The organism is Streptomyces sp. NPDC059909 (genome assembly GCF_042730885.1).
Lineage (GTDB): Bacteria > Actinomycetota > Actinomycetes > Streptomycetales > Streptomycetaceae > Streptomyces.
Map to the genome: position 1 here is coordinate 58,286 of NZ_JBHWKX010000035.1, position 25,786 is coordinate 84,071.

Here is a 25,786-nt window from a genome sequence, read left to right on the forward strand (position 1 = left end):
GGCATCGCCGTCGGCCGGTTACGGCAGGGGCCTACAGCCCCTGCCAGGCCGGCTTGTTCGCGTACGTGTGCCGGAAGTAGTCCGCGAGCTTCAGCTTGGACGCAGCCGCCTCGTCCACGACCACCGTCGCGTGCGGATGCAACTGGAGCGCCGAGGCCGGTACGACCGCGGCCACCGGCCCCTCCACGCTCGCCGCGACCGCCTCCGCCTTCCCCTCGCCCGTGGCCAGCAGCACCAGGTGCCGCGCCTCGAGGATCGTCCCGATCCCCTGCGTGATCACGTGATGCGGCACCTGCTCGATGTCGCCGTCGAAGAACCGCGCGTTGTCCACCCGCGTCTGCTCCGTCAGCGTCTTGATCCGGGTGCGCGACGCGAGCGACGAGCACGGCTCGTTGAACCCGATGTGCCCGTCCGTCCCGATCCCGAGCAGCTGCAGGTCCACCCCGCCCGCCTCCGCCAGCGCGGCGTCGTAGGCCTCGCACGCGCCCTGCACGTCGTCCGCCGACCCGTCCGGGCCGAGGAACGCCTCCGCCTCCAGCCCGAGCGGCTCGACGACCTCGCGCAGGACGACGGAGCGGTACGACTCGGGGTGCCCGGCCGGCAGGCCCACGTACTCGTCCAGCTGGGCGATCCGGGCGCGCGACGCGTCCACGTCGCCCGACCGCACCTTCCTGGCCAGCGCCTCGTAGACCGGCAGCGGGGTCGACCCGGTGGCCACCCCGAGCAGCGCGTCGGGCTTGCGGCGGAGCAGGTCCGCGACGCCCTGGGCGATGAGTTCTCCGCCGGCCTTGGCGTCCGGGACGATGACAACTTCCACGTTGGGCCCTGCCGATCGGTCGACGATATGTGGTATAGACCAATCTAGCAGAACGGGGTGGCGCCGCGGGGCGGTCCGGCTGGCGGGGGTGCGGTTCCCCGTGGTCGACTGGGCCCGACGGCGACGCCGGCCAACTCACGTTTGGGAGGCACTCAGCATGTCCGCCACGACGTCCGCCGGGCACAGCGAGCAGCCGGGACGGATCATGTCCGGCGAGATGGCGGAGCAGCCCGCGGTGCTGCGCCGGATCCTCGACGAGGGGGCTCCGCGGATCCGCGAGGTCGCCGCCGCGATCGCCGACCGCAAGCCCCGCTTCGTCCTTCTCACCGCGCGCGGTACGTCCGACAACGCCGCTCTCTACGCGAAGTACCTGCTGGAGATCCGGCTCGGGCTGCCCTGCGGGCTCACGTCCATGTCGACGACGACGGCGTACGGCGCGAAGCCGAACCTCACCGACGTCCTGGTCATCACCGTCAGCCAGTCCGGCGGCTCGCCCGACCTGGTGGCCTCCACGCAGGCCGCCCGGAACGCGGGTGCGGTCACCCTCGCGGTGACGAACAACCCGGACTCGCCGCTCGCCGCGGTCTCCGAGTTCCACATCGACATCCTGGCCGGTCCGGAGAGGGCCCTCCCGGCGACCAAGACGTACACCGCGTCCCTGCTCTCCCTGTACCTCTTCGTCGAGGGCCTGCGGGGCGGGGACGGCTCGGCGGCGCAGGTCCTGCCGGGGCTCGCCGAACAGATCCTGGCCCGCAAGGACGAGGTCAGGTCCCTGGCGGCGCGCTACCGCTTCGCCGAGCGCATGGTCATCACTTCCAGGGGATACGGCTACCCGACCGCCAAGGAGGCGGCCCTCAAGCTGATGGAGACGAGCTACATCCCCGCTCTCTCCTACTCCGGGGCCGATCTGCTCCACGGCCCGCTGGCCATGGTCGACAACATCTCCCCGGTGATCGCGGTCGTCACCGACGGCCGCGGCGGTGACGCACTCCAGCCGGTCCTCGACCGCCTCCGCGGGCGCGGGGCCGACCTCTTCGTGGTGGGCCCCAAGCGCCAGGTCGACACCGCATCCGCGGGCTTCGTCCTGCCCACGGAGGGGGTGGCGGAGGAGGTCCAGCCCGTCCTGGAGATCCTTCCCCTCCAGCTGCTGGCGTACGAGGTCACCATCGCCCGTGGTCAGGACCCGGACGCACCGCGCGCACTCGCCAAGGTCACCGAGACCCACTGACCCCCGGAAAGACCCGCGGGCCGCGGCGCCGGGACGGGACCCTCAACCCGTCCGGCACCGCAGCCCGGAGTTGCTCGGCCGGCGGGTGTGCGGTCCCACGCGGCCGTTTGGAGGCAGCGGCGCAGTCAGGGCAGAGAGCGCCGGGTACCTCGGTCCACCCTCCTGTGCGGGGAGGGCGGAAATCCATTAAAATCATTGTGGACTAGACCATTCTCGTCTGTCCATCCATACGTTCGGACTGATTCCGGGCCCATCCTCCACCACGGAGCCCCGTCCCGTCAGGTTCATAGCGAAGGTACGCTCGCAGCGTGCCCTCCATGAACGACCTCGTACGCCAGCACACCGCTCTGAGTGAGTCCGACCTCGAGTGGCTCCACCTGCTGGTCTCGGAGTGGCAGCTGCTCTCCGACCTCTCCTTCGCCGACCTCGTCCTCTGGGTCCCCACCCTCGACGGCACGCGCTACGTCTCCGTCGCCCAGATGCGGCCGAACACCGGCCCCACCTCCTATCAGGACGACATGGTCGGCCATTTGGTTCCCCGCGGCCGCCGCCCGCTGCTCGACGCCGCGCTCGACGAGGGCAGGATCGTGCGCGAGGGCGACCCGGAGTGGCGCGAGGAGGTGCCGGTACGGGTCGAGTCCATCCCCGTGCGCCGCGAGGGCCGGGTCCTCGGCGTCATCGCCCGCAACACCAACCTGCTCACCGTCCGCACCCCGAGCCGGCTGGAGCTCACGTACCTCCAGTCCGCCTCGGACCTCGCGCAGATGATCGCCGCCGGCACCTTCCCCTTCCCCGGCCAGCAGGTCGACATGGACGCCTCCCCGCGCGCCGGTGACGGACTGATCCGCCTCGACGCCGACGGGATGGTCCAGTACGCGTCCCCGAACGCCCTCTCCGCGTACCACCGTCTCGGCCTCGCCGCCGACCTCGTCGGACAGCACCTCGGCCAGATCACCGCCGAACTCGCCCCGTCGCGCGGCCCGGTCGACGAGGCCCTGGTCAAGCTCGCCAGCGGATACGCGCCCCGCGAGGCCGAGGTCGAGGGCAACGGCGGTGTGATCCAGCTGCGCGCCATCCCGCTGAAGCCCAAGGGCACCCGCATCGGCTCCCTCATCCTGCTCCGCGACGTCACCGAACTCCGGCGGCGCGAGCGCGAGTTGATCACCAAGGACGCCACCATCCGGGAGATCCACCACCGGGTGAAGAACAACCTCCAGACGGTCGCCGCGCTCCTGCGGCTGCAGGCCCGGCGGATGGACTCGGTACGCGGCCGGGAGGCGCTCAACGAGGCAGTCCGCCGCGTCGGCTCCATCGCGATCGTCCACGAGACGCTCTCTCAGAACCTGGACGAGCGCGTCGAGTTCGACGAGATCGCCGACCGGGTCATCGCGATGGTCGCGGAGATCTCCCCGGGGAAGGTCGAGTGCCGCCGTACCGGCCGTTGCGGAATCCTCGACGCCGAGGTCGCGACCCCGCTCTCGATGGTCCTGACCGAGATCCTGCAGAACGCCCTGGAGCACGCCTTCGCCCCGGGGGAGCACGGCACGGTCGAGGTCTCGGCGGTGCGAGGTGGCCCGCGTGGCCACGAGCGCCTGCTGATCACGATCCAGGACGACGGCCGCGGTCTGCCCGAGGGCTTCGATCCGCAGCGGGCCGGCAACCTGGGCCTTCAGATCGTCAGGACGCTGGTCGAGGGGGAGTTGGGCGGCACCTTCGACATGGTGCCGGGCCTCGAGCGTGGTACGCGCGTCGTGCTCGACATCCCCGTACAGAGCCAGAAGTAGCGGCGTAGCTGCGTACGAATGGGGACGCCGCAGCGCGAAGACGCCGAACAGCAGCGAGCCCCGGACCGTATGGACACGGTCCGGGGCTCGAACGCTGTGAGTTACTGCTGCGCGCTGCGGCTCGGGGGCGGTGAGTGCGTACTCGCCGTACGCGCCGCCGGGCTCAGGCTCGTAACAGGTGGCGTCAGGCGCTGGCGTTGCGCGCCCGGTTGCGAGCGGCGCGGCGCTTCATCGCGCGGCGCTCGTCCTCGCTGAGGCCACCCCAGACGCCGGAGTCCTGGCCGGACTCGAGCGCCCACTGCAGACACTGCTCCATGACGGGGCAGCGGCGGCAGACGGCCTTGGCTTCCTCGATCTGCAGCAGCGCAGGACCGGTGTTGCCGATGGGGAAGAACAGCTCGGGGTCTTCCTCGCGGCAAACGGCGTTGTGACGCCAGTCCATGGCTGCTACCTCTCTTGGTATTACGTGCAGGTTGCTTGTGAATGTGAACGCTTTCACGAATCCCCCCGCAAGGGAAGGGCCAACGCCCAGACGAACTGGTGCGGTCCGAGTTTGAGGAGGGGTTCTGGCTCTCAGGGATGCCGGTTCTGCGGGCCGTCCCGATCGCCATGTAGAGATTCGCAAACCTCGGCTGCGGATACAACCCCTTGCGGAAAGTTTTTTTTGATTCCTCGGTGTCGACTAGGTCACAGCCGTACTTCCATGGGGTGGACCCGCGCCTAAACGTTCGAGTGGAAGGACTTTTGCCCCTTCCGCTCACACAATCACACGCAGTGCACGGCGTACGCCTGTGAACGTCACGCTCGTTCGCAGGCCGAGGTGGTCACCGTCCATCTGGAACGGCATCGGGGCCTTGGAATGCAAGGTGAAGTCCGTCAGGTCATGAAGAGAGACGGCGTGCTTGCCGTGCGGGCCGCGCTCGGGGGTCGAGGTCAGCAGCTGGGTCGCGTAACGGGCCAGCGCGGGGGCCGAGAGCCGGCTCAGGGCGAAGACGTCGAGGGCGGTGTCGAAGGAGGCGTCGGGGGACGCGTACACCGGACGATTCCCCAGGTAGGTCCAGGGGGAGGTGTTGCAGACTATCGACAGCACAAGATCCTTCACCGGCTCCGCGCCGGGGCGCTCCAGGGTGATCGCGCCGCGCCGGCGGTTCGGGTCCTCGAGGAACTGACGGGCTGCCTGGCGTACGTAGAGGGCGTGCGTCGATCTCCTGCCGCGCTCCCGCTGCTGTTCGACCCGGCCGACGACGCCGGCGTCGAAACCGAAGCCGGCGCAGAAGGTGAACCAGCGGGGCGGGACCGCCTCGTCCTCCGTGCCGGGCGTGCCGGACGCCAGTCCCAGGCCGACCGTCCGTTCGGTTTCGTGGCTCAGCGCGTCCAGGATCGCGCCGGTCGCTTCCACTGCGTCGTTCGGGAGGCCGAGCGCGCGGGCGAACACATTCGTGGAGCCGCCGGGGACGACCGCGAGGCGGGGGAGGGCGTCGGGATCCGGCCCCGAGTGGAGCAGGCCGTTCACGACCTCGTTGACGGTGCCGTCGCCGCCGAGGGCGACGACCATGTCTATGTCCTCGGAGTCGGCCGCGCGCCGGGCGAGGTCCCGGGCATGGCCGCGGTACTCGGTCGTCACGGCCTCCAGCTTCATCTCGCTGGCGAGGGCGTGGATCAGAACTTCCCGGGTGCGTGCACTGGTGGTGGTTGCTGCCGGGTTGACCACGAGGAGTGCGCGCATGGTCGCCAGCGTACCTACCAGGGGGTACCGGGCCCAGCCCCGGGCCGGAGTGCGGACCCAGGCCGGGGCTACCCTGCTGAGGTGAGCAGCACTGAGCAGACCCCCGAGCCGCGTCCCGCCCGCCTGACCGCCGCGGCGGCCCTTTGCGGGCTCGAGGCCCTCGCCCTGATCGCCGGCGGCATCTACATGCTGGTGACCGGTCTCACGGGCGCCCCGGAGAGCACCTCCCAGGCGGAAACGGGCGGCGTCACGCTCATCGCGCTCGGCGTCATCCCGCTGCTGGCGGCCCGGGGCCTGCTCCTGCGCCGCAGCTGGAGCCGCGGCCCGGCGATCATCACCCAGCTCATGGCCCTCCCGGTCGCCTGGACCCTGCTCCGCTCCGAGGGCACCCTCCTGATCCCGGCCGGGATCGCCCTCGCGGTGGTGGCGGTGACCGGCCTCGTCCTCCTGGTCAACCCGTCGACGACCCAGGCGCTGGGCATCCGCGGACGCGAGTAGTCCCCGGCGGGGGCTACGGGCCCGGGGGCGGCACCGCCCCTACTCCTCCACCAGCAGTTTCTCGCGGAGCTGCGCCAGCGTCCGGGCCAGCAGACGCGACACGTGCATCTGCGAGATGCCGACTTCCTGCGCGATCTGCGACTGGGTCATGTTCCCGAAGAAGCGCAGCAGCAGGATCCGCTTCTCCCGCGGCGGGAGGTCCTCCAGCAGCGGCTTCAGCGACTCCCGGTACTCGACGCCCTCCAGCGCCTCGTCCTCCGCGCCCAGCGTGTCCGCGACCGCAGGGGACTCGTCGTCCGTGTCCGGGACGTCCAGCGAGAGCGTCGAATACGCGTTCGCCGACTCGAGGCCCTCCAGGACCTCCTCCTCGGAGATCCCGAGACGCTCCGCCAGCTCGTGCACCGTCGGCGAGCGGCCGTGCTGCTGGGAGAGCTCAGCGGTCGCCGTGGTCAGCGAGAGCCGCAGCTCCTGGAGCCGCCGCGGCACCCGCACCGCCCAGCCCTTGTCGCGGAAGTGGCGCTTGATCTCGCCGACCACCGTGGGCGTCGCATACGTCGAGAACTCGACACCGCGCTCCGGGTCGAAACGGTCCACCGACTTGATCAGGCCGATCGTGGCGACCTGCGTGAGGTCGTCCAGCGGCTCCCCGCGGTTCCGGAACCGCCGCGCCAGGTGTTCGACCAGCGGCAGATGCATCCGTACCAGCTGATTGCGCAGCTCGGCGCGCTCGGGCGACCCCTCCGGGAGTTTGCGCAGCTCGATGAACATCGACCGCGCCTCGCTCCGGTCACTCGCATCGTGGTGCTCGTGCTGCTCGCTCATATGGGCCGCCCGCTCTGCCTGCGCCTGCTCCGCCGAGGCCGAAAGGCCATCACGTTCATCCACCGCCGGATGCGGCCTGGCCTGCTGCTCCGGGATGCCCGCCGGTGCGTACACCGGCTCCGCCGGAGCCGCACGCCCGCGCTCCTCGTCCCGCACCGGACCGTCCCCGTCCCTCACGCCGGCCCGGGTCCCGCGCCGCGCTGTTTGTACAGGCTGATGGAGACCGTCCGGTCCTCGGCGACGGAGGAGTCGACCTTGCCGGCCAGTGCCGAGAGCACCGTCCAGGCGAAGGTGTCGCGCTCCGGCGCGCGCCCGTCGGTCGTCGGGGCCGAGACCGTGACCTCCAGCGAATCGTCGACGAGCCGGAAGACGCAGCTGAGGACGGATCCCGGGACGGCCTGCTGCAGCAGGATCGCGCAGGCCTCGTCGACCGCGATGCGCAGGTCCTCGATCTCGTCGAGGGTGAAGTCCAAGCGCGCCGCGAGTCCGGCCGTGGCCGTACGCAGCACGGACAGGTAGGCACCCGCAGCGGGCAGCCGGACTTCCACGAAGTCCTGAGTCCCGGGCTCGCCTGCGATCTGGGACACCCTCACCTCCAAGGTGGCACAAGGTCGATCGAGGCCCCAGGAGGAAGATCCCGGAGCCGAGTGCTACGCATCGGTGCGCAGCCAGTACCTGGACTGGCGACGCTATCGCGATCCATGATGCCGTGTCGCCGGGACCCCTACCCGACGCTGTCACTCATGGTAAGCCCATGGGCACGCACAGTGGCTAGAGGTGTGCGGACCCCAATTGAGAAGAACCGGCGGAGGGTTGACGTACCCAGACGTCAGACGATCGAACCGTCTGCGAAGCACCACCGCCAGCTCTCTCCAGGTTCCAAGGTCCGCATCACCGGATGCCCCTCCTCTTCGGAGTGGTGGAAGGCGTGCCGGCCCGGCGAGGAGTCGCAGCAACCCACGTGCCCGCAGGTCAGGCAGATCCGGAGTTGCACCGGATGAGTCCCGTGCGCCAGACATTCGGGACAAGTATCACTCAGCGGCGTGGGCTCGGGGTGCGGCAGGTCGAGAACATGCGGGCACTCGCTCATGATTGCCAGGTTACGACGCGGCTGACGCACGTGAGGTCGATGAGAGATGGATGTACTGCCACTGGTGGCGCTGATCGCGGCGAGCACGGCGATCGCCGGGGCGGCCCGCAGGACGCCGGTCCCCGCGCCGCTGTTGCTCGTGGCCGCGGGGCTGCTCGCCTCGTACCTGCCGGGAGTGCGCGGCTACGGCCTCGACCCGCAGGTCGTGCTGCCGCTGATCCTGCCCCCGCTGCTGCACACGGCCGCCCTCGACAGCTCCTACCTCGACCTGCGGGCCAACATCCGGCCCGTCGCGCTGCTCTCCGTCGGCTACGTGCTCTTCGCGACCCTCGCCGTCGGCTGGCTCGCCTATCTGCTGGTGCCCGGCCTCCCGCTGACGGCCGCCCTCGTGCTCGGCGCCGTCGTGGCCCCGCCGGACGCCGTGGCGGCCACCGCCATCGCCCGCCGCCTCCGCCTGCCGCACCGCATCACCACGATCCTCCAGGGCGAGTCCCTGGTGAACGACGCAACCGCGATCACCGCCTACCGGGTGGCGCTGGCCGCGGCCGTGGGTGAGGGCGTGAGCTGGGCGGGTGGGATCGGGGAGTTCGTCCTGGCGGCCGCCGGCGGCGTGGGCGTCGGGCTCGTCCTGATGGTGCCGATCCACTGGCTGCGCACGCACCTGAAGGAAGCCCTGCTGCAGAACACCCTGTCCCTCCTCATCCCCTTCGTCGCCTATGCGGCAGCCGAGCGCGTCCACGCCTCCGGAGTCCTGGCCGTCGTGGTCGTCGCCCTGTTCCTCGGCCACCGCTCCTGGCAGGTCGACTTCGCGACCCGGCTCCAGGAGGCGGCCGTCTGGAAGGTGGTCGCCTTCATCCTGGAGTCGTCGGTCTTCGCGCTCATCGGGCTGCAGCTGCCGTACGTCGTCCAGGGGCTCGGCGCCTACGGGGTGCGGGAGTCCGCCCTGTACGCCCTCGGGGTCTTCATCGCCGTCGTCGTCGTGCGCTTCGTCTGGGTCTTCCCCTCCGCTTTCCTGCCGCGCCTGCTGTCGCGCCGGATCAGGGAGCGCGAGCCGGGCGTGACCTGGAAGACCCCCGTGATCGTGGGCTGGGCCGGAATGCGCGGTGTCGTCTCGCTGGCGATCGCCTTCTCCATCCCGCTCACCGTGGAGGCAGGGGAGCCCTTCCCGGCCCGCAGCCTGGTGCTGTTCCTGACCTTCACCACCGTGATCGGGACGCTCGTCGTGCAGGGGCTGACCCTGCCGATGCTGATCCGGGCGCTGAAGCTGCCCCAGCGCGACGAGCAGGCGATCACCCTGGCCGAGGCGCAGGCCCAGAGCGAGGCGTCCAGAGCGGCGGACGAGCGCCTGGAAGCGCTGCTCGCGGACGAGCGCAACGCCCTGCCGGGACCCCTGGCCGACCGGCTGCGCACGGTGATGCAGAGGCGCAGGAACGCCGTCTGGGAGCGATTGGGTACGGGCAATCCCCTCACCGGGGAGTCCGCGGACGACACCTACCGGCGGCTCTCGCGCGAGGTCATCGAGGCCGAGCGGGAGGTCTTCGTGCGGCTGCGCGACGAGCGGCGGATCGATGACGAGATGATGCGTACGCTGCAGCGCCGGCTGGACCTGGAAGAGGCGGCCGCCTACCGGGAGGGCTCGGAGAGCTGAGGGCTGCCCGTGATCACGGCCGCGACGGCCGTTCCGGGCGCGAAGGCGCCCTCGTCGGTGAGAGCGACAAGCCCGTACAGCATTTTGGCGACATAGAGACGTTCGACGGGCAGTCCGTGCCGCTCCTCGAAGTCCTCGGCGAAGGCGTCGAGCGCCGGGGTGGTCCGGGCGTAACCGCCGAAGTGGAAGCGCTCGTCCAGCGTCCAGTGGCCCGCGGGGCCACCGAAGGCGTCCTTCTGCAGGGCGCGTATCCCGTCGTCGAGGAAGCTCCCTTTGAGCACCGGGATGCCGAGCGCCTGCTGCCCCGGTGCGAGCCCGGCGGCCAGTCCGGCGAGCGTTCCGCCCGTCCCGCACGCCACGGCGGCCACGTCGGCCATGCCGCGCAGCTCGCGCCCGAGGTCCGTACAGCCGCGCGCGGCAAGCGCGTTGCTGCCTCCCTCCGGGACGACCCAGCAGTCGCCGTACTCGCCCAGCAGGGCGGCCAGCACCTCCGGGTCGGTCTTGCGGCGGTACGTCGCCCGGTCCACGAAGTGCAGGCGCATACCGTCCGCGGCGCACCGGGCGAGCGAGGGGTTGAGCGGGAGGCCGGCCAGTTCGTCGCCCCGCACGACCCCGATCGTGGGGAAGCCGAGCAGCCGGCCTGCGGCGGCGGTGGCGCGCAGATGGTTGGAGTACGCCCCGCCGAACGTCAGGACCGGACGGCCGGCGGCGGCCGGCAGATTCGGGACGAGCTTGCGCCATTTGTTGCCGGGGAGATCCGGGTGGATCAGATCGTCGCGCTTGAGCAGCAGCCGGACGCCGTGCCGGGTGAAGCGCTCGTCCTCGACCGGCTCCAAGGGCGAGGGGAGCCGGGGGTACAGGGCACTGAGGTCGAACGCGTTCACCCGGCCATTGTCACGCGCGCGTCATGAGGGGCGCTCCCCGGCGGCCGTACGGGGTCCTCACTTGAGCCGTTCCTCGATGCGGGCGCGCATGGACTTCAAGGTGAAGCCGCGTGGGTCGACCTTTCCCGGCTGCCATTCCAGATGGCCGATCACCGAGCGGGCCGTCCAGCCGTGGCGGCGGCAGATCGCCGCCGCGGCCTTCTCGATGGCCTCCAGCTGGACCGCGGGCCATGGGTCCTCGCCGTCCCCGAGGTTCTCGCACTCGAATCCGTAGAAGTGCCGGTTTCCGTCGGTGTTCGCCTCGTTGTCCGGCGGCAGCCCCCGCTCGGCGATGACGGCGCGCAGGACCTCGTCGTCGCCGAGTCCCGCGTGGTTCGCGCGGCCGTAGCCGACCAGATGGACCTTGCCGTCCTTGGCGATGACCCCGTGGCAGAGCGGCCCGGGGAGGGAGGCATAGCCGTCACGGCAGATGCGGACGGTGTTCGCGGTGCCCTTGGTGACGGTGTGATGGATCATCACCCCGTGCACCGGCCCCCAGGGGCCCTTGTGATTGCGGTTGTGGGTACGCCAGTCGCCGACCTGGACGACCGTGAGCCCCTCGTCGCGCAGGGCGTCGAGGAAGCTGCTCGCGGACATGGGTGGGGCCATGACCGCCTCCTTTTCTTTTGTGCGCCTGTTCTGTTGCGCGCTGCTGTGTCGTGCCGTGGGGGAGCGAGCGGTGATGAGCGGAACGTGTCACTCGGACCGTGCAACGACCTAGTACCCCACCACCGGTGACACGCAGCGCGACTCGCACGGCGTACGAGCCGATCCGGACAGCAGGGCCGGACGGGTGGAGAGCGTGTGACATGCCCCGCCAATGCCCGGCTAGTCCCACTCATTTGTGTAATGGCGTGCCGACTCTCCGTGCTGGAAGGCTCTTTCTGTGCAGGTCAACCCATGATTGCGAGGGAGTCCCATGTCGGTTGGTTCGGTTGGTGACGAGGTGCGCGAGGGCGGACAGGACCAGGCATCGCCGCAGCAGAGTCTCGGCACGGCCGCCGCGCGGAACTTGGCGACCACCACCAAGTCGGCGCCGCAGATGCAGGAGATCACCTCCAGGTGGCTGCTGCGGATGCTGCCGTGGGTCCAGGTACAGGGTGGTACGTACCGGGTGAACCGGCGGCTCAGCTACTCGGTGGGCGACGGTCGCGTCACCTTCGTCCAGACCGCGGGCCAGGTCCAGGTGATCCCGGCAGAGCTCGGGGAGCTACCGCCCCTGCGGGGGTTCGCCGACGAGGCGGTGCTCGCCGAGCTGGCGCAGCGGTGCCGGCAGCGGGAGTTCGCACCCGGCGATGTGCTGGCCGCCGAGGGCGAGGCGGCGGACCGGGTCTTCCTGCTCGCGCACGGCCGCGTGGAGCAGATCGGCACGGGTCCGTACGGCGACGAGGCGGTGCTCGGAGTCCTCGCCGACGGTGCCTACTTCGGAGAGAGGTCGCTCATCGACGGCGACGCCGTGTGGGACGCGACGGCCCGCGCGGCCACGGCGTGCGTCGTGCTGGAGCTGACCCGGCCGGACGTGCTGAACCTCGCCGAGCGGGCGGAGTCGCTCGGTGCCCATCTCCTGTCGCTGCTCTCGATCCCCCATCAGCGGACCAACAAATACGGCGAGGCCGCCATCGACCTCTCCGCGGGCCATGTCGGCGAAGCGGTCGTTCCGCACACGTACGTGGACTACGAAGCGGCTCCGCGTGAGTACGAACTGAGCGTCGCCCAGACCGTGCTGAAGGTCCACAGCCGGGTGGCGGACCTCTACAACCAGCCGATGAACCAGACCGAGCAGCAGTTGCGGCTGACGGTCGAGGCGCTGCGTGAGCGCCAGGAGGACGAGCTCATCAACAACCGGGAGTTCGGACTCCTGGCCAACTGCGACTACGGGCAGCGGCTGCAGCCGCACGACGGAGTGCCCAGCCCGGACGACATGGACGAGCTGCTGTCCCGGCGGCGTGGCTCCAAGCTCTTCCTCGCCCACCCGCGTGCCATCGCCGCGTTCGGGCGCGAGTGCAACAAGCGGGGCCTCGTCCCGGAGAGCGTGGACATCGGCGGGCACCGCATCCCCACCTGGCGCGGAGTGCCGATCTTCCCCTGCAACAAGATCCCGATCTCGGACGCCAGGACCACGTCCATCCTGTGCATGCGTACGGGCGAGGACGATCAGGGCGTCATCGGGCTGCAGCAGAGCGGCATCCCCGACGAGATCGAGCCCAGCCTGTCGGTCCGCTTCATGGGCATCGACGAACAGGCGATCATCTCCTATCTGGTCACGGCCTACTACTCGGCGGCGATCCTCGTGCCCGACGCGCTCGGGGTGCTGGAGAACGTGGAGGTGAGCCGCTGGCGCTGACGCCCGGCGCCGTTCAGCCGGCTCCGATCCGGCAGGGGCGGCCCGCCGCCGCCCCTGCCCCACCCCCTTCACCAGAGGACGTGACCGTGAGCATGACCAGCACGGACGCCGCCGCCACCAATGGCCACGAGGCAGCGGCGCTCCTGGAACGCACCCGTACCGCTGTCAATCCCCGGCTGCGCCACACCGTCGAGTCGCTGCCCGGTTCCATACGCCGTGTCGCGATGTACCACTTCGGCTGGGAGCACGCCGACGGCACCCCGGCCGCCGGGTCGGCGGGCAAGGCGATCCGGCCGGCCCTGGTGCTCGCCGCCACCCGGGCGCTCGGCGGGGACCCGCGGCATGCCGAGCGCGCCGCGGCCGCGGTCGAGCTCGCGCACAACTTCACGCTGCTGCACGACGATGTGATCGACGAGGATCCGACGCGAAGGCACCGGCCCACCGCCTGGACGGTGTTCGGCACCCCGGACGCCATCATCACGGGCGATGCCATGCTCGCACTCGCCCTGCGGCTGATCGCCGAGGACCGCCATCCGGCGTCGGCCGCCGCCTCCGCCCGGCTCGCGGCCTGTGTCATCGAGCTCTGCGCCGGTCAGCAGGCGGACTGCGCCTTCGAACAGCGCGGCCCCCACGAGGTCTCGCTCGACGAATGCCTCGCCATGGCGACGGCGAAGACCGGGGCACTGCTGGGCTGCGCCTGCGCCCTCGGCGCGCTCTACGCGGGCGCGGGCGAGGACGAGATCGCCGCGATGGACGCCTTCGGACGGGAGGCCGGACTGGCGTTCCAGCTCATCGACGACCTGATCGGCATCTGGGGCGACCCGGAGCGTACGGGCAAACCGGCAGGCGCCGACCTGGCCGCGCACAAGAAGTCGCTCCCTGTCGTCGCGGCGCTCAGTTCGGGCACCAAGGCGGGGGCGGAGCTGGCCGAGCTCTACGCACGACCGATGGACAACGGCACCGTCCGTCGCGCGACCGAGGCCGTCGACCGCGCGGGCGGCCGGGACTGGGCCCAGCTCCAGGCGGCGGACCGGATGGCGCGGGCGGTCCAGCAGCTGTCCCGCGCGGTGCCGGATCTGGCGGCGGCCGGGGACCTGCTGTCCCTGGCGGAGTTCGTCACGCGCCGGACGCGCTGAGGGCGCGGCAGCACCCTGCGGCGGCCGCACGGCGCACAGCCACATGTGCGCCCTGCCCGCCCGGCCTCGCGCCCCGCGGAACCGCATCCCCGTGCTACGGCGGCCCGGACCCCAACTCTAGGATCACCAGGACCAGTTGGCGATCTCGGAGAGGGGTCCGGGCATGGGCGTACGGATACGGCAGGCGGGGGAGAGCGATCGCGAAACGGTGGTGCGGCTGCTCGACGAGGCGTTCATGGGCGACCCGGTGAGCAGCTGGGTCTTCCCCGACGAGGACCATCGGCGCAAGGTGCACGGCACCTTCATGGGCGTCTTTCTCGACATCACGCTCGCCGAGGGCCGGGTCGACATGACCGAGGACGGCACGGCCGCGGCGCTCTGGCTCCATGTGCCCGCCGGTGCCCCCGAGGAGGAGGACGACACTCCGGCCCGGATGCGGGAGATCACCGACCCGGGCAACGAGCGCGCCGAACTCATCGGCCGGCTGACCGGGGCGGTCCATCCGCACGACCGGGCGCACGAGTACCTGCTGCTCATCGCGGTCTCCCCGGAATGGCAGGGCCAGGGCCTCGGCTCCGCGCTGATCACACCCGTGCTGGAGCGCTGCGACCGCGACGGCGTGCCCGCCTATCTGGAGGCCAGCAGCGCCCGCAGCAGCAGGCTGTACGAGCGGCTCGGTTTCGGCTTCACGGGCCGCACGGTCGACCTGCCGGACGGCCCGCACATGTGGCCGATGTGGCGCGAGCCGGTCACCGCTCGGGAACGATCCGCGTGACGACGGTCTCCACCAGCGCGTCCAGCTCCCGGTCGGCGAGCACATCGGGCAGCGTGAAGTGCTCCAGCATGAGGCCCGTCATCGCGAGATAGAGCGCGAGGAAGGTGTCCGCGTCGCCCGGCAGCCCGGACGCGAGATGGGACCGCCGGTTCTCCTCCAGCACGCCGCGGACGGCGCGGTTGAGCTCCGCCTGGAGCGCCGGTCGGCGCGTGGCCTCCAGGCGGAGCTCCAGCATCGCGAGATAGCCGGTGCGCTCGGCGGCCATGCGCCGTACCAGCCAGCGCATCAGCTCGACGTACAGCTCGCGGGTGGGCGCCGGGCGCATCGCCGCGTCGACCTGGACCGGATCCGGGGTCATCCGGACATGGATCCGGGCGCCCGCCTGGGTGAACAGGTCGTCGCGGTTGGCGAAGTAGTTGGACGCCGTCCCCGCGGGCACGCCGGCCTGGCTGTCGACGGCGCGAAACGTGAGGCCTCGGGCCCCTTCGCGGGCGAGCACCTCGATGGCGGCATCCACCAGGGCGATCCTGCGCTCCGGGTTCCTGGCCATGCCTGTGCCTGCCTCCTCAACATGCCTTTCATAAAAGGCTCTTGCGCAACCACTACACGTGGAGCACTATACATGGAGTGGTTCGACGAATCGAGTCGAGGCGGACCACGGCGACTGACCCCGAGAGAAACAGAGGACCGGTTTGCGCAAGCTCACCTACTTCATCGCCTGTTCGATCGACGGCTTCATCGGTGACCCGAGTGGCGATGCCTCGTCGATGTTCACCTACCTGGACGAGGAGTTCCTGGAGTTCCTGAAGACGGAGTATCCGGAGACCGTCTCGGCCGAGGGCCGGCGGCTGCTGAACCTTCAGGACGCGGAGAACAAGCACTTCGACACGGTGATCCAGGGCCGCGCCAGCTACCAGCTGGGCCTGGACGCCGGGATGACCAGCCCGTACGGACACATGCGCGAGTACGTGGCGTCGAGCACGATCGAGAAGTCCCCCGACCCGAACGTGGAGATCGTGTCCGAAGACCCGGTCGCCAGGATCCGCGAGCTCAGGGCGGAGGAGGGCGGGCTCGACATCTGGCTCTGCGGTGGCTCGCGCATCGCCGGAGCCCTGCTCGGCGAGATCGACGAGCTCGTGATCAAGACTTATCCGGAGGTGTACGGCTCCGGGATGCCGATGTTCGGCGCCGGCTTCTCCGTCACCGCATTCGCGCTGGACACGGTGCGTGCGTTCGACAACGGCGTGCTCGTGCGGAAGTACAGCAGGAAGAGGTAACCGCGAGCGCTGTCCGCCGTGAGCATGCCGACCTATCCTTGACGCATGGGCAGCGAAGGACGTCGGACCGTCCGCCGCCCGCCAGGCCAGTACGTTTGTCCGGCCTGCGGACAGCCTGTCGGTACCGTCATCAAACGGCGCAAGATCCTTGGGGCGTTCGTCCCCGAGTGGATTCCCGGACCTTGTCACAACCCCGACTGCGAGCGCGGCACCGAGCACGTCGAGGGCGCGGAAGCCGCTGACCTCAAGGAAGGCGGGGAAGGCGCCGCGCCCAGGCGGCGCGCCGACGGCGGGGACGGGGAGCCGTCCACGGGCTCGACCGCCGGTTCGGCCCCTTAGCGGGCTTCCACGGCAGGCCGGTAGGGCCGTTCGGGCGTTCGAGGCATTCGAATGGGTGACCGGCTGTACAGCGGAGCCAGTCATACCGCTACAGTCCGCGCCATGTCATCGGAGTCGACGGAAGTCTGGACCGGCTGGTACCGGGACCGCCGGGGTGCGGAAGCAATCGCGATCACGGTCGCCATGGGCGGGCGTGAAGTGCGGACCCGCATCAGGGGAATGGAGTACGAGGGCCCGAGTTTCGCCGCCCTGGGCGCGGCGGAGTCGGGTGAAGCCCTGTCCGGCTGCGTACTGGAATGGGACCTGCCGCTGCCTGTCGCCCTGGACGGGTCGGTGGAGCAGGCCACGCTCAGTTGTCTGCTGGCACTCGGCGAACGCGGGGCGGACGGACGCCCCGAGCGCGTGGATCTGAATCTGACCCTGCATTTCGGCGGGGCGGCGTACGAGTCGGGGATCGCCGGGGGCGGTTTCGACGAGGCGCTCGGGCGCATCCGACGGCAGCTGCCGGAGGGTGCCGACTTCGGACGGAGGGTGCTGGAGAGCGCCTGACCTGTGCACGTTCGACGAGGGCGGTGCCGAGGAGGACTCCTCGCCACCGCCCTCCTGGGTTCCCGGGCTCAGGAGTGGCCGTCCCAGCGCCAGCGGGGCGTCGGGCCGGGGTCGCCGAGGGTCTCGTCCACGGGACCGGCCGAGACCTCGCGCGCGATCGTGGTGCCCCAGTCGAAGTACTCCATGACGCGCCTGCGCAGCAGCGCGTCGTCCGGGAGCTCCTTGTCCACCGCGGCGCCCATCAGCTCCATCCAGCGCTGCCGCTGCTCCTCGGTGATGGAGAGGCCGAGATGGGCACGGAGGAGCGCCTGGTGGCCGCCGAGCTCCTCGGTGAAGCGGGCGGGGCCTTCGAAGACCTCGGCGAGCCAGACGGCGACATGGCCCACATGGGTGGGGGTGAAGTGCGCGAAGACGGGTGCGAGGAGCGGATCGGCGAGGACGGCTTCGTAGAAGGTCGCGGACAGCCGTCGCAGGGCGTCGGCGCCGCCCACGGCCTCGTACAGGGTCTCGGGACGCTCGGCCATGCAGGAACCTCCAGGGGCACGGGCGGTGCGGTGCTCTGCCTCCTGGATTCAACACGAGCCGGCTCCGTTCCACGGCCGTATCGCCGCACCTGCGCTGTGCGCGAAAAACGCCCCGCGCCCAGGTACGCATCTGGGCGCGGGGCGCCGAGGGGGTGGGAGCCGGTGGTTGCCGGGCCGGCTCGTGTGTCCTAGGAGACCTTCGCGAGGGCGGCGGCGAGGCCGTTCGCACAGAGCTGGTCGACGCGGGCACGCTCGGTCGGGTCCGGGTAGGCGTTCTGGCAGGACGGGCCGGGGCCGCCGCCCGACATCAGCTCGCTGCACGGGCCGGAGCAGTGGTCGGGCAGCCCGAGCACATGGCCCGTCTCGTGGGCGGTGACGCAGGTGGAGTTGTACTGCTGGTTCTGCTGGTGGTCGAGGAATATGTAGCCGCGACCGTGCCCGTCGGTGCCGGCGTACGAGCCGCGCGGATCGTTGCCCTCGTAGTACCGGAAAGCGGGGCTGCTGCCCTCCTGCAGCCGCACGTTGGAGACCGAGCTGTTCCAGATCTGCGTGCTGCCCGCTATCCGGGAGCGGAAGCTGGGGGCGTTGCTCGCGCTGCAGACGACGGTGACCGCCTGGGCGCCGGGGTTCTTGGCACGCTTCTCGGCGACCGACTTCAGGGCGGCGTCGAAGAACGCCTCGGTCGCCCGGACGTCCTCCGCCGGGCCGGCGTAAGCAGCGGCCGATGCGGCCGAAGTCGTCGACGTGGTCGAAGTGGCCCTGGCGGCAGAGGCGGTGGGGACGCCGGCGCTCGCCATGGCCGGGCTTGCGGTGGCAGGGACGGCGGCCGTCAGCGCGGCCGCGAGGCCGACGGCGGGGCGCCGGGGTGGCGGCGCCGCCGAGACCTATGGCCTCATCTACGCCGACCTGGCCGCGGCCTACCGTGAGGCAGCCCTCCGCGCCGCCCCGTACCGCCAGTGGCTGGTGCGCAACAAAAGTCCGCTGGTGCACGCCCCGGTGGTATGACACGGCACGCGGTCACCCGCGCTCACCCGCCTCACTGCGGTCGCCCGCAGGCCGACGGCCCGCCCTGCCGTGAACCGACGCGACGTCAGTGCGCCACGCGGCCACGGAGGATGATCCTCGCCGGATGCGCCAGGGCCCCGGGGTCAAGGGCCGGATCCGTGTCGTACGCGACGAGATCTGCGGGCGCGCCCTCCGTCAGCCCGGGCAGGCCGAGCCAGTCGCGAGCGGTCCAGGACGCCGCGCCGAGCGCCGCATCGGCGGGCATGCCGGCGCGGGCCAGCCACGCCGCCTCCGCGGCGACCGTCCCGCACGGGAAGCTGTCCGTCCCGGCGAGGACGGTGACGCCGGCCTCGTACGCTGAGCAGACGTTCGCGAGCATGCCCTCCCAGCCGGTGATCCAGTCGCCCCGGCGGGCGCTGCGCTCGCGCGCGTACCACGCGTCCGCGTTCGCACCGAAGGCCGCGAGCGTGGGCACAAGAGCCGTGCCCTGCGCGGCCATCCGGTCGAGCAGCCCCGGGTCGAGATGCATCCCGTACTCCAGGCTGTCGGCCCCGGCCAGCACGGCATTGCGCGCGCCCTCGGCGCTCTGGCAGTGCACGGCGACCCTGCCACCGGCGGCGTGCACCGCCGCCACGGCCTCGGTCAGCAGATCGAGCGGCACGGCGGGCTCGTCCCACCGCCAGTCGCCGATGACCTTGCACCAGCCGGACGAGGCCGAGGCCTCCTCGACCGCCGCGGCCGGGAGTTCGTCCTCGGCGATGTCACGCCCGGCCCCGGGGAAGAACCGCCCGGGTGTCGCCAGCCACCGCCCGGCCGACCGCACCCGCGGCAACTCCGCGTCCCCGTCCACCCACGCGGGCATCCGCGCCACCGTTCCGGGCGTCCGCACCAGCAGCACGCCGGCCTCCCGGTGCTCCAGCAGATGCTTGCGCAGCACCGACGCGTCGAAGGGCGATTCGACGGACTCCGTGCCGGGGTGCGTGTGCACGTCGACGAGACCGGGCAGCGGAAAGCCCCCGTCCACGACGAGTTCGGCGTCCCCACCCGGCGCCGGGCCGGTGCGCAGCCGGTCCCCGTCGAGCCAGAACGTACGCTCCTCGCGCTCGGGCAGGACGACGCCCCGCACGCGCAACACGCTCACGTGCCGCCGCCCTTCCCGTACTCCGCGGTGAGTTCCTTCCACAGGCGCCGGAGTGTCTCGTCGTCAACTCTGTCGCAGGCGGCGGGGGCCGGGCCCAGCTTGGGGGCGTCTCCCGTGGCGGGGACGTCCTCGAACGCCTCGGCCATGGCGGCCTTGCACGCTGCGACGTCTGCCTCGGTGGCGTCGCAGGCGGTGCCGGCGGCGAGCAGCACGGCGGCGACGACACCTACGGGGTATGCGGCGCGCATGGTCCCCCCGGACGTCATGCGATGAGAGGGCCCATCATGGTGCACGCGCTCCAGCGACTGAAGGGGCCCACCCGGCGAACCGGGGGAGCCCCTTCAACACGCGCCCCGACCGGCGCCGGAGGCGGGCCGAGGTGCCGACGACGCAGTGGCGGTCAGGCCTTCTTCGTCTCCCAGAAGATGCGGTCGATCTCGGCGATGAGTTCCAGCGCCTTCTCGCCCGTCTTCGGGTCCTTCGACGCCTTCGCGGCCGACAGCGCCTTCAGCGTCTCGTTGACCAGCTCGTGCAGCTGCGGGTACTTCTCGAAGTGCGGGGGCTTGAAGTAGTCGCTCCACAGCACCGACACGTGGTGCTTGGCGAGCTCCGCGCGCTGCTCCTTGATGACCGTGGCGCGGGCCTGGAAGTGCGGGTCGTCGTTGGCGGCCATCTTCTCCTGGACGGCCTTGACGGACTCGGCCTCGATGCGGGCCTGGGCCGGGTCGTAGACGCCGCAGGGGAGGTCGCAGTGGGCGCTGACCTTCACCTTGGGGGCAAACAGGCGGGAGAGCATTGAGCTGTCCTTCCTCGTGATCGTCTTCTCAGGTGGGACATTACTCCGTGAGTGACGGGTTTTCGCGAGTGGCCCCTAGGGCTTAGGCCAAAAGTCCAGGGCGCATATGGGACCGCTGGCGGAACGTACCGTGGGACGGGGACCGGGAGCGGGCCGGGAGGACCGGCCGGCACCGGCCGGGACCTGGAGGTGGACGATGACGGAGCTGGGGCGGGAGCCGAGGGCGCCCTTCGGGATCGCGGAGGTGACGGGGCCCTCCATGTACCCCACGCTGGCGCACGGGGACCGGCTGCTCGTGCACTACGGGGCCGGGGTCGGGCCCGGGGACGTGGCCGTGATGCGGCATCCGCTGCAGCAGGACCTGCTGATCGTGAAGCGGCTCGTCGAGCGGCGCGAGGGCGGCTGGTGGGTGCTCGGGGACAACTCGTACGCGGAGGGCGACAGCCGGGTGTTCGGCACCGTGCCCGACGAGCTGCTTCTGGGGCGCGTACGGGCCCGGTACCGGCCGCGCGGCGAGGGTCAGACGTCCGTGCGCTCCGTGGTGGCCTGGGCGGTCTCCGCACTGCGGCCCGTGCTGTCCGACCGCTCGGTCTCCAGGCGCTTGCGCGCCCGGTAGGCGGCGACGTTCGCACGCGTCGCGCAGCGGTCCGAGCAGTAGCGGCGCGAGCGGTTCGTCGAGGTGTCGAGGTAGGCGTTGCGGCAGGGGGCCGCCTGGCAGAGGCCGAGCCGGTCGACGCCGAACTCGGTGAGATGGAAGGCGAGGCCCATCGCGGCGATCGCCGTGTATCCCGCGGTCGCGTTGGACGGATGGTCGGCGAGGTGCATGTGCCAGCGCGGCCGGCCCTCGTCGTCGAGGTAGTCGTGGCCGGAGATCTGCGGGCTGACCGGGTACTCCAGGAGCAGCGAGTTGAGCAGGTCGACGGCCTGGGTCTGGTCGCCGGAGTCGGCCGCCGTGAAGACCGCGCGGAGCCTGGCCCGTACCGAACGGAAGCGGGTCACGTCCGCGTCCGTGGCACGGCGGGCGGCCTGGGAGGACGGGCCGAAGAGCTCGCGGACCGCCTCGACCGAGGTCAGCGTGTCCTTGTTGCGAGCCGGCTCCTCGGTGTTGACGAGGCGCACAGCGTAGTCCGAGTAATAGGCCAGTTCCACTTGTAGTCCTTACGGATGAGGTCTAGTGTCGGCGGTGGGCGAGGTAACAGATGCTCTGACTTCGAGGGTATTACGTAGTGGAGGAAAACCCATGACGGAGACGGCCCCCACCGGGACCGACTGGCAGGCGTGGCAGGAGAGCTGGGACCGTCAGCAGGAGTGGTACATGCCCGATCGCGAGGAGCGCTTCCGGGTGATGCTCGACATGGTCGAGGCCGTAGCCGGCCCCGAGCCGAGGGTCCTGGACCTCGCGTGCGGTACGGGAAGTATCACGGACCGGCTGCTCAAGCGGTTCCCGAAGGCGGTCGGTGTCGGGGTGGATCTCGACCCCGCCCTGCTGACCATCGCCGAGGGCTGCTTCGCGGGTGACGACCGCGTCACCTTCGTCACCGCCGACCTCACCGACCCCGAATGGACCGCGGCGCTCCCGTACGACTCGTACGACGCCGTCCTCACCGCCACCGCCCTGCACTGGCTCCACGCCGGACCGCTCGCCACCCTCTACGGGCAGATCGCCGGGCTCGTGAGGGACGGCGGCGTCTTCATGAACGCCGACCACATGAGGGACGACACCACCCCCCGGATCAACGCCGCCGAGCGCTCCCACCGCCACGCCGCGATGGACCGCGCCAAGGCCGCCGGAGCCCTCGACTGGGCCGACTGGTGGGCCCTGGCCGCCAAGGACCCGGTCCTCGCCGCCCCCACCGCCCGCCGCTTCGAGATCTACGGCGAGCACGCGGACGGCGACACCCCGCCCCTCGACTGGCACGCCGCGACCCTCCGCGCGGCCGGCTTCGCCGAGGCCCGCGCCGTCTGGGCCTCCCCGTCCGACTCCCTCGTCCTCGCACTCAAGTAGCCGCCGGACACCCCCTGGCACGCGAAAGGGCGGGTACGGAGCGCATCGCGCCCGTACCCGCCCTTTTACGGTCTCCGCTTACAGCACCTTGGAGAGGAAGGCCTTGGTGCGGTCGTGCTGGGGGTTGGTGAGGACGTCGCGGGGGTTGCCGGATTCGACGACGACGCCTCCGTCCATGAAGACGAGGGAGTCGCCGACCTCGCGGGCGAAGCCCATTTCGTGGGTGACGACGACCATGGTCATGCCGTCCTCGGCGAGGCCGCGCATGACGTCGAGGACGTCGCCGACGAGTTCGGGGTCGAGGGCGGAGGTGGGCTCGTCGAAGAGCATCAGCTTGGGTTCCATCGCCAGGGCGCGGGCGATGGCGACGCGCTGCTGCTGGCCGCCGGAGAGCTGGGAGGGGTAGTTGCCGGCCTTGTCGCCCAGGCCGACGCGGTCGAGCAGGCGGGCGGCGCGTTCGCGTGCGACGGCCTTGGTCTCGCCCTTGACCTGGACAGGAGCCTCCATGACGTTTTCCATGGCGGTCATGTGGGGGAACAGGTTGAAGCGCTGGAAGACCATGCCGATGTCGCGGCGTTTGAGGGCGACCTCGCTGTCCTTGAGTTCGTAGAGCTTGTCGCCCTTTTGGCGGTAGCCGACGAGTTCGCCGTCGACGTAGAGCCGGCCTGCGTTGATCTGCTCGAGGTGGTTGATGCAGCGCAGGAAGGTGGACTTGCCGGAGCCGGAGGGGCCGATGAGGCAGAACACCTCGCGGGGGGCGACTTCGAGGTCGATGCCCTTGAGGACCTCGACGTGGCCGAAGGACTTGTGGACGCCTTCGGCTTTCACCATGGCGGTCATGCGGTGCCTCCCTTCGGGCGGCCCAGGGAGAACAGGTTGGTCTTGATCTTCTGCAGCGGGGTGGGCGGCAGGCTGCGGCTGGAGCCGCGGGCGTAGTACCGCTCGAGGTAGTACTGGCCGATGCTGAGGACCGAGGTGAGGACGAGGTACCAGGCGGCGGCGAGGAAGTACATCTCCACGGGTGCGCCGGAGGTCTGTCCGATGTTCTGTGCCTGGCGGAAGAGTTCGGTGAACTGGACCGCGGCCACGAGTGAGGTCGTCTTGAGCATGTTGATGACCTCGTTGCCCGTGGGGGGCACGATGACGCGCATGGCCTGGGGGATGACGATGCGCAGCAGGGTCTTGCCGTGGCTCATGCCCAGGGCGTGGGAGGCCTCGGTCTGGCCTTCGTCGACGGACAGGAGTCCGGCGCGGCAGATCTCGGCCATGTAGGCGGCCTCGTTGAGGCCCAGGCCGAGCAGTGCGGTCAGGAACGGGGTCATGAAGTCCGACCACTCGTCCCGGTAGAAGCCGAGGTTGATGTACTCGAAGACGAGTCCGAGGTTGAACCAGACGAACAGCTGGACCAGGACGGGGGTGCCGCGGAAGAACCAGATGTAGAACCAGGCGATCGAGGAGGTCACCGGGTTGTGGGACAGGCGCATCACCGCGAGGACGATGCCGCCGATGATGCCGATGGCCATCGACAGGACGGTCAGGAGCAGGGTCTTGCCGACGCCGTCGATGATGCGGTCGTCGAAGAAGTACTCCGGGATCGCGTCCCAGTTGATGTTGCCCTGCGAGAAGGCGTAGACGATCAGCCCGAACAGGGCGATCGCGACGACCGCGGAAATGTACCGGCCGTAGTGCCGGACCGGAATCGCCTTGATGGCCTCCGGACCCGCCGCGGGCGGCGGCGGTGCGTCCTCCGGGCCCGTCTTTTCGATGTCGACAGTCACATGGAGCCTTTCAGTGCCGAGTCGGTTTCCCGATGTCCCTGCCGGGGATCAGGAGCCACCGTTGATCTTGGCCTCGGTCACCGCGCCCGCGTCGACGCCCCACTTCGAGATGATCTTCCCGTACTCGCCGTTCTTGATGATCGCGTCGAGCGCGGCCTGGATCGCGTCGCGCAGCTGGGTGTTGGACTTGGCCACGGCGATGCCGTACGGCGCCGCCTCGACCTGCTCGCCCACGATCTGGAAGTCCTTGCCGCCGCCCGAGGTCTTCACCGCGTACGCGGCGACCGGGAAGTCGGAGGATCCGGCGTCGGCGCCGCCGGCCCGCAGACGGGTCTGGGCCTCGAGGTCGTTGTCGAACGCCTCGATGGTGATCTTGCCCTTCTTGGCCTTCTCGCACTTGGTGTTCTCGGCCTTGGCGAGGTCCTCGGAGACCGTGCCGCGCTGGACGGCGAGCTTCTTGCCGCACAGGTCGGACCAGGACTTGATGCCCTTGTCGTCGCCCTTCTTGGTGTAGATCGAGACACCGGCGGTGAAGTAGTCGACGAAGTCGACGCCCTCGCCGACCTTCTTCTGGGTCTCGGAGTCGATACCGTTCTGGCGGTCCTTGGTGTCGGTCATCGCCGACATGGCGATGTCGTAGCGCTTCGAGCGCAGACCGGTGATCAGCGTGTCGAAGGTGCCGTTCTCGAACTCGAACTTCACGCCGAGCTGCTTGCCCAGGGCGTCCGCGAGGTCCGGGTCGATACCGACCGTCTTGCCCGCATCGTCCTTGAACTCGACCGGCGGGTACGCGATGTCCGAACCGACCTTGATGACGCCCTTGTCGCGGATCGTCGCGGGGAGCTTGTCGGCCAGCGGGGCGGCGGAGGTGGCGGAGCCCTCCTCCTTCTTCGCGCCCTCGGTCTGGTCGCCACAGGCGGTCAGCATCAGCGCGCCGGCGACCGCGATCGCGCCGACCGCGGTAAGCCGGGACGTCCGGGTCCTCGCGGTGAACGGGCGGCGGGTGGTGCTTGCGGTCATGATCGGGTTCCTCCGGCGAGTGTGGGAGTTGCCAACAGGTCGGGCACACACCATCGGGTGTCGCGACCTTGTGTGATTACGGCATCTTGCCATTCGGGCCGCCCCATTCAGGGGGCCAGCCATGTCAAAATCGGATAACGGGTCACCCCCGAACACCGACAGGTCGGTACATCACGACCGGACCTTCTGCGGAGTTGCCTTCATCCAGCCGGAAAATCTCCGGTGAATCTCGCCATGCGGACGGGTTTCGTTTCGCAAACGTATACATAGCGGTGTCGTGCGGACTTGTCCCCATATTCGGCCATGAGCCGCTGTACCGCCCGTCACGGCGCATCCACTGGTCCTTCATGGCCCGGCAACTGTGCTGATATCGACTCGTCGGCGGTACCTTCCGTCAGGTAAGAAGGGTCCTTACACCCCTCATCCGGGGACCAGGGCGCGTTGTGCGGCGCGCCCGCGCGTACGTACCTCCCCCTGACCGGCGGGCCAACCGACGGGCTCAGGGCACGGACGCGGTGCCCACCCACCCCTCCTCAACCAGGAGTGGCCACCCTCAACTGA

At 70.4% G+C, this 25,786-nt stretch carries 30 protein-coding genes; 12 read left to right on the forward strand and 18 right to left on the reverse strand.

The window, feature by feature from the left end; all coding sequences use genetic code 11:
* Positions 1-31: 31 nt before the first annotated feature.
* The gene (gene nagB, locus ACFV9O_RS23530) at positions 32-817 is read right to left on the reverse strand and encodes a glucosamine-6-phosphate deaminase (RefSeq protein WP_385420875.1); all 786 of its coding nucleotides are present in this window, start codon (positions 815-817) and stop codon (positions 32-34) included.
* A gap of 157 nt (positions 818-974) precedes the next feature.
* Here nagB and ACFV9O_RS23535 point away from each other — a divergent pair, with 157 nt between their 5' ends.
* Both ACFV9O_RS23535 and ACFV9O_RS23540 read left to right on the forward strand, forming a co-directional pair.
* On the forward strand, positions 975-2,045 hold the full coding sequence (locus ACFV9O_RS23535; protein WP_385420877.1) for an SIS domain-containing protein: 1,071 nt from the start codon (positions 975-977) through the stop codon (positions 2,043-2,045).
* Between the two features lie 317 nt (positions 2,046-2,362).
* Positions 2,363-3,829 (forward strand): histidine kinase N-terminal domain-containing protein, encoded by a 1,467-nt coding sequence (locus ACFV9O_RS23540; RefSeq protein WP_385420929.1) that lies wholly within the window; start codon positions 2,363-2,365, stop codon positions 3,827-3,829.
* Between the two features lie 184 nt (positions 3,830-4,013).
* Here the strand turns inward: ACFV9O_RS23540 and ACFV9O_RS23545 are convergent, their stop codons facing one another.
* Positions 4,014-4,271, reverse strand: a complete 258-nt coding sequence (locus tag ACFV9O_RS23545; RefSeq protein ID WP_003953983.1) for a WhiB family transcriptional regulator — start codon at positions 4,269-4,271, stop codon at positions 4,014-4,016.
* 315 nt (positions 4,272-4,586) lie between these two features.
* Positions 4,587-5,555, reverse strand: a complete 969-nt coding sequence (locus tag ACFV9O_RS23550) for a diacylglycerol/lipid kinase family protein (protein ID WP_385420879.1) — start codon at positions 5,553-5,555, stop codon at positions 4,587-4,589.
* Positions 5,556-5,636: 81 nt separating this feature from the next.
* On the opposite strand from ACFV9O_RS23550, the gene ACFV9O_RS23555 reads away from it, so the two are divergent.
* Positions 5,637-6,053 (forward strand): hypothetical protein, encoded by a 417-nt coding sequence (locus ACFV9O_RS23555; RefSeq protein ID WP_385420881.1) that lies wholly within the window; start codon positions 5,637-5,639, stop codon positions 6,051-6,053.
* A gap of 39 nt (positions 6,054-6,092) precedes the next feature.
* Here the strand turns inward: ACFV9O_RS23555 and ACFV9O_RS23560 are convergent, their stop codons facing one another.
* The 3 genes from ACFV9O_RS23560 to ACFV9O_RS23570 all read right to left on the reverse strand — a co-directional run bounded on the left by ACFV9O_RS23560 (position 6,093) and on the right by ACFV9O_RS23570 (position 7,965).
* A complete protein-coding gene (locus ACFV9O_RS23560; protein WP_385420882.1) occupies positions 6,093-7,052 on the reverse strand; it encodes an RNA polymerase sigma factor SigF in 960 nt (319 codons plus the stop codon).
* The gene (locus tag ACFV9O_RS23565) at positions 7,049-7,462 is read right to left on the reverse strand and encodes an anti-sigma regulatory factor (protein WP_138053254.1); all 414 of its coding nucleotides are present in this window, start codon (positions 7,460-7,462) and stop codon (positions 7,049-7,051) included. Before ACFV9O_RS23565 ends, ACFV9O_RS23560 begins: the two co-directional genes overlap by 4 nt.
* A 242-nt stretch (positions 7,463-7,704) precedes the next feature.
* A complete protein-coding gene (locus tag ACFV9O_RS23570) occupies positions 7,705-7,965 on the reverse strand; it encodes a UBP-type zinc finger domain-containing protein (protein WP_385420885.1) in 261 nt (86 codons plus the stop codon).
* Between the two features lie 46 nt (positions 7,966-8,011).
* Between ACFV9O_RS23570 and ACFV9O_RS23575 the strand changes: the two genes are divergently transcribed.
* The gene (locus ACFV9O_RS23575) at positions 8,012-9,613 is read left to right on the forward strand and encodes a Na+/H+ antiporter (RefSeq protein WP_385420886.1); all 1,602 of its coding nucleotides are present in this window, start codon (positions 8,012-8,014) and stop codon (positions 9,611-9,613) included.
* On the opposite strand, the gene ACFV9O_RS23580 is transcribed toward ACFV9O_RS23575, so the two are convergent.
* Entirely contained in the window at positions 9,589-10,497 is a 909-nt protein-coding gene (locus tag ACFV9O_RS23580; protein WP_385420888.1) for a 1-aminocyclopropane-1-carboxylate deaminase/D-cysteine desulfhydrase, read from the reverse strand. The two genes, ACFV9O_RS23575 and ACFV9O_RS23580, sit on opposite strands and share 25 nt — an antisense overlap.
* Positions 10,498-10,554: 57 nt before the next feature.
* A complete protein-coding gene (locus tag ACFV9O_RS23585) occupies positions 10,555-11,145 on the reverse strand; it encodes an N-acetylmuramoyl-L-alanine amidase (RefSeq protein WP_385420890.1) in 591 nt (196 codons plus the stop codon).
* Between the two features lie 310 nt (positions 11,146-11,455).
* Here ACFV9O_RS23585 and ACFV9O_RS23590 point away from each other — a divergent pair, with 310 nt between their 5' ends.
* From ACFV9O_RS23590 to ACFV9O_RS23600, 3 genes are all read left to right on the forward strand, one after another.
* A complete protein-coding gene (locus ACFV9O_RS23590; RefSeq protein WP_385420892.1) occupies positions 11,456-12,880 on the forward strand; it encodes a family 2B encapsulin nanocompartment shell protein in 1,425 nt (474 codons plus the stop codon).
* Positions 12,881-12,972: 92 nt separating this feature from the next.
* Entirely contained in the window at positions 12,973-14,016 is a 1,044-nt protein-coding gene (locus tag ACFV9O_RS23595; protein ID WP_385420931.1) for a family 2 encapsulin nanocompartment cargo protein polyprenyl transferase, read from the forward strand.
* A 163-nt stretch (positions 14,017-14,179) separates the two neighbouring features.
* Positions 14,180-14,791, forward strand: a complete 612-nt coding sequence (locus tag ACFV9O_RS23600; RefSeq protein ID WP_385420894.1) for a GNAT family N-acetyltransferase — start codon at positions 14,180-14,182, stop codon at positions 14,789-14,791.
* Here the strand turns inward: ACFV9O_RS23600 and ACFV9O_RS23605 are convergent.
* Complete coding sequence (locus tag ACFV9O_RS23605) at positions 14,766-15,341, reverse strand: TetR/AcrR family transcriptional regulator (protein WP_385420896.1); 576 nt, start codon at positions 15,339-15,341, stop codon at positions 14,766-14,768. The two genes, ACFV9O_RS23600 and ACFV9O_RS23605, sit on opposite strands and share 26 nt — an antisense overlap.
* Positions 15,342-15,483: 142 nt before the next feature.
* On the opposite strand from ACFV9O_RS23605, the gene ACFV9O_RS23610 reads away from it, so the two are divergent.
* Both ACFV9O_RS23610 and ACFV9O_RS23615 read left to right on the forward strand, forming a co-directional pair.
* Positions 15,484-16,068 (forward strand): dihydrofolate reductase family protein, encoded by a 585-nt coding sequence (locus tag ACFV9O_RS23610; protein WP_385420898.1) that lies wholly within the window; start codon positions 15,484-15,486, stop codon positions 16,066-16,068.
* Positions 16,069-16,509: 441 nt separating this feature from the next.
* Positions 16,510-16,956 (forward strand): DUF6304 family protein, encoded by a 447-nt coding sequence (locus ACFV9O_RS23615; RefSeq protein WP_385420900.1) that lies wholly within the window; start codon positions 16,510-16,512, stop codon positions 16,954-16,956.
* 68 nt (positions 16,957-17,024) lie between these two features.
* On the opposite strand, the gene ACFV9O_RS23620 is transcribed toward ACFV9O_RS23615, so the two are convergent.
* Together ACFV9O_RS23620 and snpA are read right to left on the reverse strand one after the other, a co-directional pair.
* Positions 17,025-17,480 (reverse strand): group II truncated hemoglobin, encoded by a 456-nt coding sequence (locus ACFV9O_RS23620; protein WP_385420901.1) that lies wholly within the window; start codon positions 17,478-17,480, stop codon positions 17,025-17,027.
* A 188-nt stretch (positions 17,481-17,668) separates the two neighbouring features.
* On the reverse strand, positions 17,669-18,277 hold the full coding sequence (snpA, locus tag ACFV9O_RS23625) for a snapalysin (RefSeq protein WP_385420903.1): 609 nt from the start codon (positions 18,275-18,277) through the stop codon (positions 17,669-17,671).
* On the opposite strand from snpA, the gene ACFV9O_RS23630 reads away from it, so the two are divergent.
* Positions 18,276-18,485 carry a hypothetical protein gene (locus ACFV9O_RS23630; protein WP_385420905.1) on the forward strand — a complete coding sequence of 70 codons (210 nt, stop codon included), beginning with the start codon at positions 18,276-18,278 and terminating at the stop codon, positions 18,483-18,485. The genes snpA and ACFV9O_RS23630 overlap by 2 nt on opposite strands.
* Positions 18,486-18,570: 85 nt before the next feature.
* Here the strand turns inward: ACFV9O_RS23630 and ACFV9O_RS23635 are convergent, their stop codons facing one another.
* The 3 genes from ACFV9O_RS23635 to sodN form a co-directional block, all read right to left on the reverse strand.
* Entirely contained in the window at positions 18,571-19,626 is a 1,056-nt protein-coding gene (locus ACFV9O_RS23635) for an amidohydrolase family protein (protein WP_385420907.1), read from the reverse strand.
* Positions 19,623-19,874, reverse strand: a complete 252-nt coding sequence (locus ACFV9O_RS23640; RefSeq protein WP_385420909.1) for a hypothetical protein — start codon at positions 19,872-19,874, stop codon at positions 19,623-19,625. Before ACFV9O_RS23640 ends, ACFV9O_RS23635 begins: the two co-directional genes overlap by 4 nt.
* Positions 19,875-20,026: 152 nt before the next feature.
* Positions 20,027-20,422, reverse strand: a complete 396-nt coding sequence (gene sodN / locus ACFV9O_RS23645) for a superoxide dismutase, Ni (RefSeq protein WP_385420911.1) — start codon at positions 20,420-20,422, stop codon at positions 20,027-20,029.
* Between the two features lie 196 nt (positions 20,423-20,618).
* Here sodN and sodX point away from each other — a divergent pair, with 196 nt between their 5' ends.
* Positions 20,619-21,038 (forward strand): nickel-type superoxide dismutase maturation protease, encoded by a 420-nt coding sequence (sodX, locus tag ACFV9O_RS23650; RefSeq protein ID WP_385420913.1) that lies wholly within the window; start codon positions 20,619-20,621, stop codon positions 21,036-21,038.
* On the opposite strand, the gene ACFV9O_RS23655 is transcribed toward sodX, so the two are convergent.
* Entirely contained in the window at positions 20,942-21,571 is a 630-nt protein-coding gene (locus ACFV9O_RS23655; protein WP_385420914.1) for a CGNR zinc finger domain-containing protein, read from the reverse strand. The genes sodX and ACFV9O_RS23655 overlap by 97 nt on opposite strands.
* Before the next feature lie 91 nt (positions 21,572-21,662).
* Between ACFV9O_RS23655 and ACFV9O_RS23660 the strand changes: the two genes are divergently transcribed.
* The gene (locus ACFV9O_RS23660; RefSeq protein ID WP_385420916.1) at positions 21,663-22,427 is read left to right on the forward strand and encodes a class I SAM-dependent methyltransferase; all 765 of its coding nucleotides are present in this window, start codon (positions 21,663-21,665) and stop codon (positions 22,425-22,427) included.
* A gap of 78 nt (positions 22,428-22,505) precedes the next feature.
* Here ACFV9O_RS23660 and ACFV9O_RS23665 read toward each other — a convergent pair whose 3' ends face one another.
* From ACFV9O_RS23665 to ACFV9O_RS23675, 3 genes are read right to left on the reverse strand one after another with little or no spacing between them, the layout of a single operon-like run.
* Positions 22,506-23,267, reverse strand: a complete 762-nt coding sequence (locus tag ACFV9O_RS23665; RefSeq protein WP_385420918.1) for an amino acid ABC transporter ATP-binding protein — start codon at positions 23,265-23,267, stop codon at positions 22,506-22,508.
* Positions 23,264-24,205 (reverse strand): amino acid ABC transporter permease, encoded by a 942-nt coding sequence (locus tag ACFV9O_RS23670; RefSeq protein ID WP_385420920.1) that lies wholly within the window; start codon positions 24,203-24,205, stop codon positions 23,264-23,266. The genes ACFV9O_RS23665 and ACFV9O_RS23670 overlap by 4 nt, the downstream gene beginning before the upstream one ends.
* A 48-nt stretch (positions 24,206-24,253) precedes the next feature.
* Entirely contained in the window at positions 24,254-25,225 is a 972-nt protein-coding gene (locus ACFV9O_RS23675) for an ABC transporter substrate-binding protein (RefSeq protein WP_385420922.1), read from the reverse strand.
* Positions 25,226-25,786: the final 561 nt, after the last annotated feature.

Coding starts and splice junctions, on each gene's coding strand:
- sodN (WP_385420911.1), bottom strand. CDS start 20,422: ATGCTCTCCCGCCTGTTTGCCCCCAAGGTGAAGGTCAGCGCCCACTGC.
- ACFV9O_RS23660 (WP_385420916.1), top strand. CDS start 21,663: ATGACGGAGACGGCCCCCACCGGGACCGACTGGCAGGCGTGGCAGGAG.
- ACFV9O_RS23665 (WP_385420918.1), bottom strand. CDS start 23,267: ATGACCGCCATGGTGAAAGCCGAAGGCGTCCACAAGTCCTTCGGCCAC.
- ACFV9O_RS23585 (WP_385420890.1), bottom strand. CDS start 11,145: ATGGCCCCACCCATGTCCGCGAGCAGCTTCCTCGACGCCCTGCGCGAC.
- ACFV9O_RS23600 (WP_385420894.1), top strand. CDS start 14,180: ATGGGCGTACGGATACGGCAGGCGGGGGAGAGCGATCGCGAAACGGTG.
- ACFV9O_RS23675 (WP_385420922.1), bottom strand. CDS start 25,225: ATGACCGCAAGCACCACCCGCCGCCCGTTCACCGCGAGGACCCGGACG.
- ACFV9O_RS23570 (WP_385420885.1), bottom strand. CDS start 7,965: ATGAGCGAGTGCCCGCATGTTCTCGACCTGCCGCACCCCGAGCCCACG.
- ACFV9O_RS23615 (WP_385420900.1), top strand. CDS start 16,510: ATGTCATCGGAGTCGACGGAAGTCTGGACCGGCTGGTACCGGGACCGC.
- ACFV9O_RS23605 (WP_385420896.1), bottom strand. CDS start 15,341: ATGGCCAGGAACCCGGAGCGCAGGATCGCCCTGGTGGATGCCGCCATC.
- ACFV9O_RS23595 (WP_385420931.1), top strand. CDS start 12,973: ATGACCAGCACGGACGCCGCCGCCACCAATGGCCACGAGGCAGCGGCG.
- ACFV9O_RS23550 (WP_385420879.1), bottom strand. CDS start 5,555: ATGCGCGCACTCCTCGTGGTCAACCCGGCAGCAACCACCACCAGTGCA.
- snpA (WP_385420903.1), bottom strand. CDS start 18,277: ATGGCGAGCGCCGGCGTCCCCACCGCCTCTGCCGCCAGGGCCACTTCG.
- ACFV9O_RS23620 (WP_385420901.1), bottom strand. CDS start 17,480: ATGGCCGAGCGTCCCGAGACCCTGTACGAGGCCGTGGGCGGCGCCGAC.
- ACFV9O_RS23590 (WP_385420892.1), top strand. CDS start 11,456: ATGTCGGTTGGTTCGGTTGGTGACGAGGTGCGCGAGGGCGGACAGGAC.
- ACFV9O_RS23640 (WP_385420909.1), bottom strand. CDS start 19,874: ATGCGCGCCGCATACCCCGTAGGTGTCGTCGCCGCCGTGCTGCTCGCC.
- ACFV9O_RS23545 (WP_003953983.1), bottom strand. CDS start 4,271: ATGGACTGGCGTCACAACGCCGTTTGCCGCGAGGAAGACCCCGAGCTG.
- ACFV9O_RS23535 (WP_385420877.1), top strand. CDS start 975: ATGTCCGCCACGACGTCCGCCGGGCACAGCGAGCAGCCGGGACGGATC.
- ACFV9O_RS23630 (WP_385420905.1), top strand. CDS start 18,276: ATGGCCGGGCTTGCGGTGGCAGGGACGGCGGCCGTCAGCGCGGCCGCG.
- ACFV9O_RS23575 (WP_385420886.1), top strand. CDS start 8,012: ATGGATGTACTGCCACTGGTGGCGCTGATCGCGGCGAGCACGGCGATC.
- sodX (WP_385420913.1), top strand. CDS start 20,619: ATGACGGAGCTGGGGCGGGAGCCGAGGGCGCCCTTCGGGATCGCGGAG.
- ACFV9O_RS23540 (WP_385420929.1), top strand. CDS start 2,363: ATGAACGACCTCGTACGCCAGCACACCGCTCTGAGTGAGTCCGACCTC.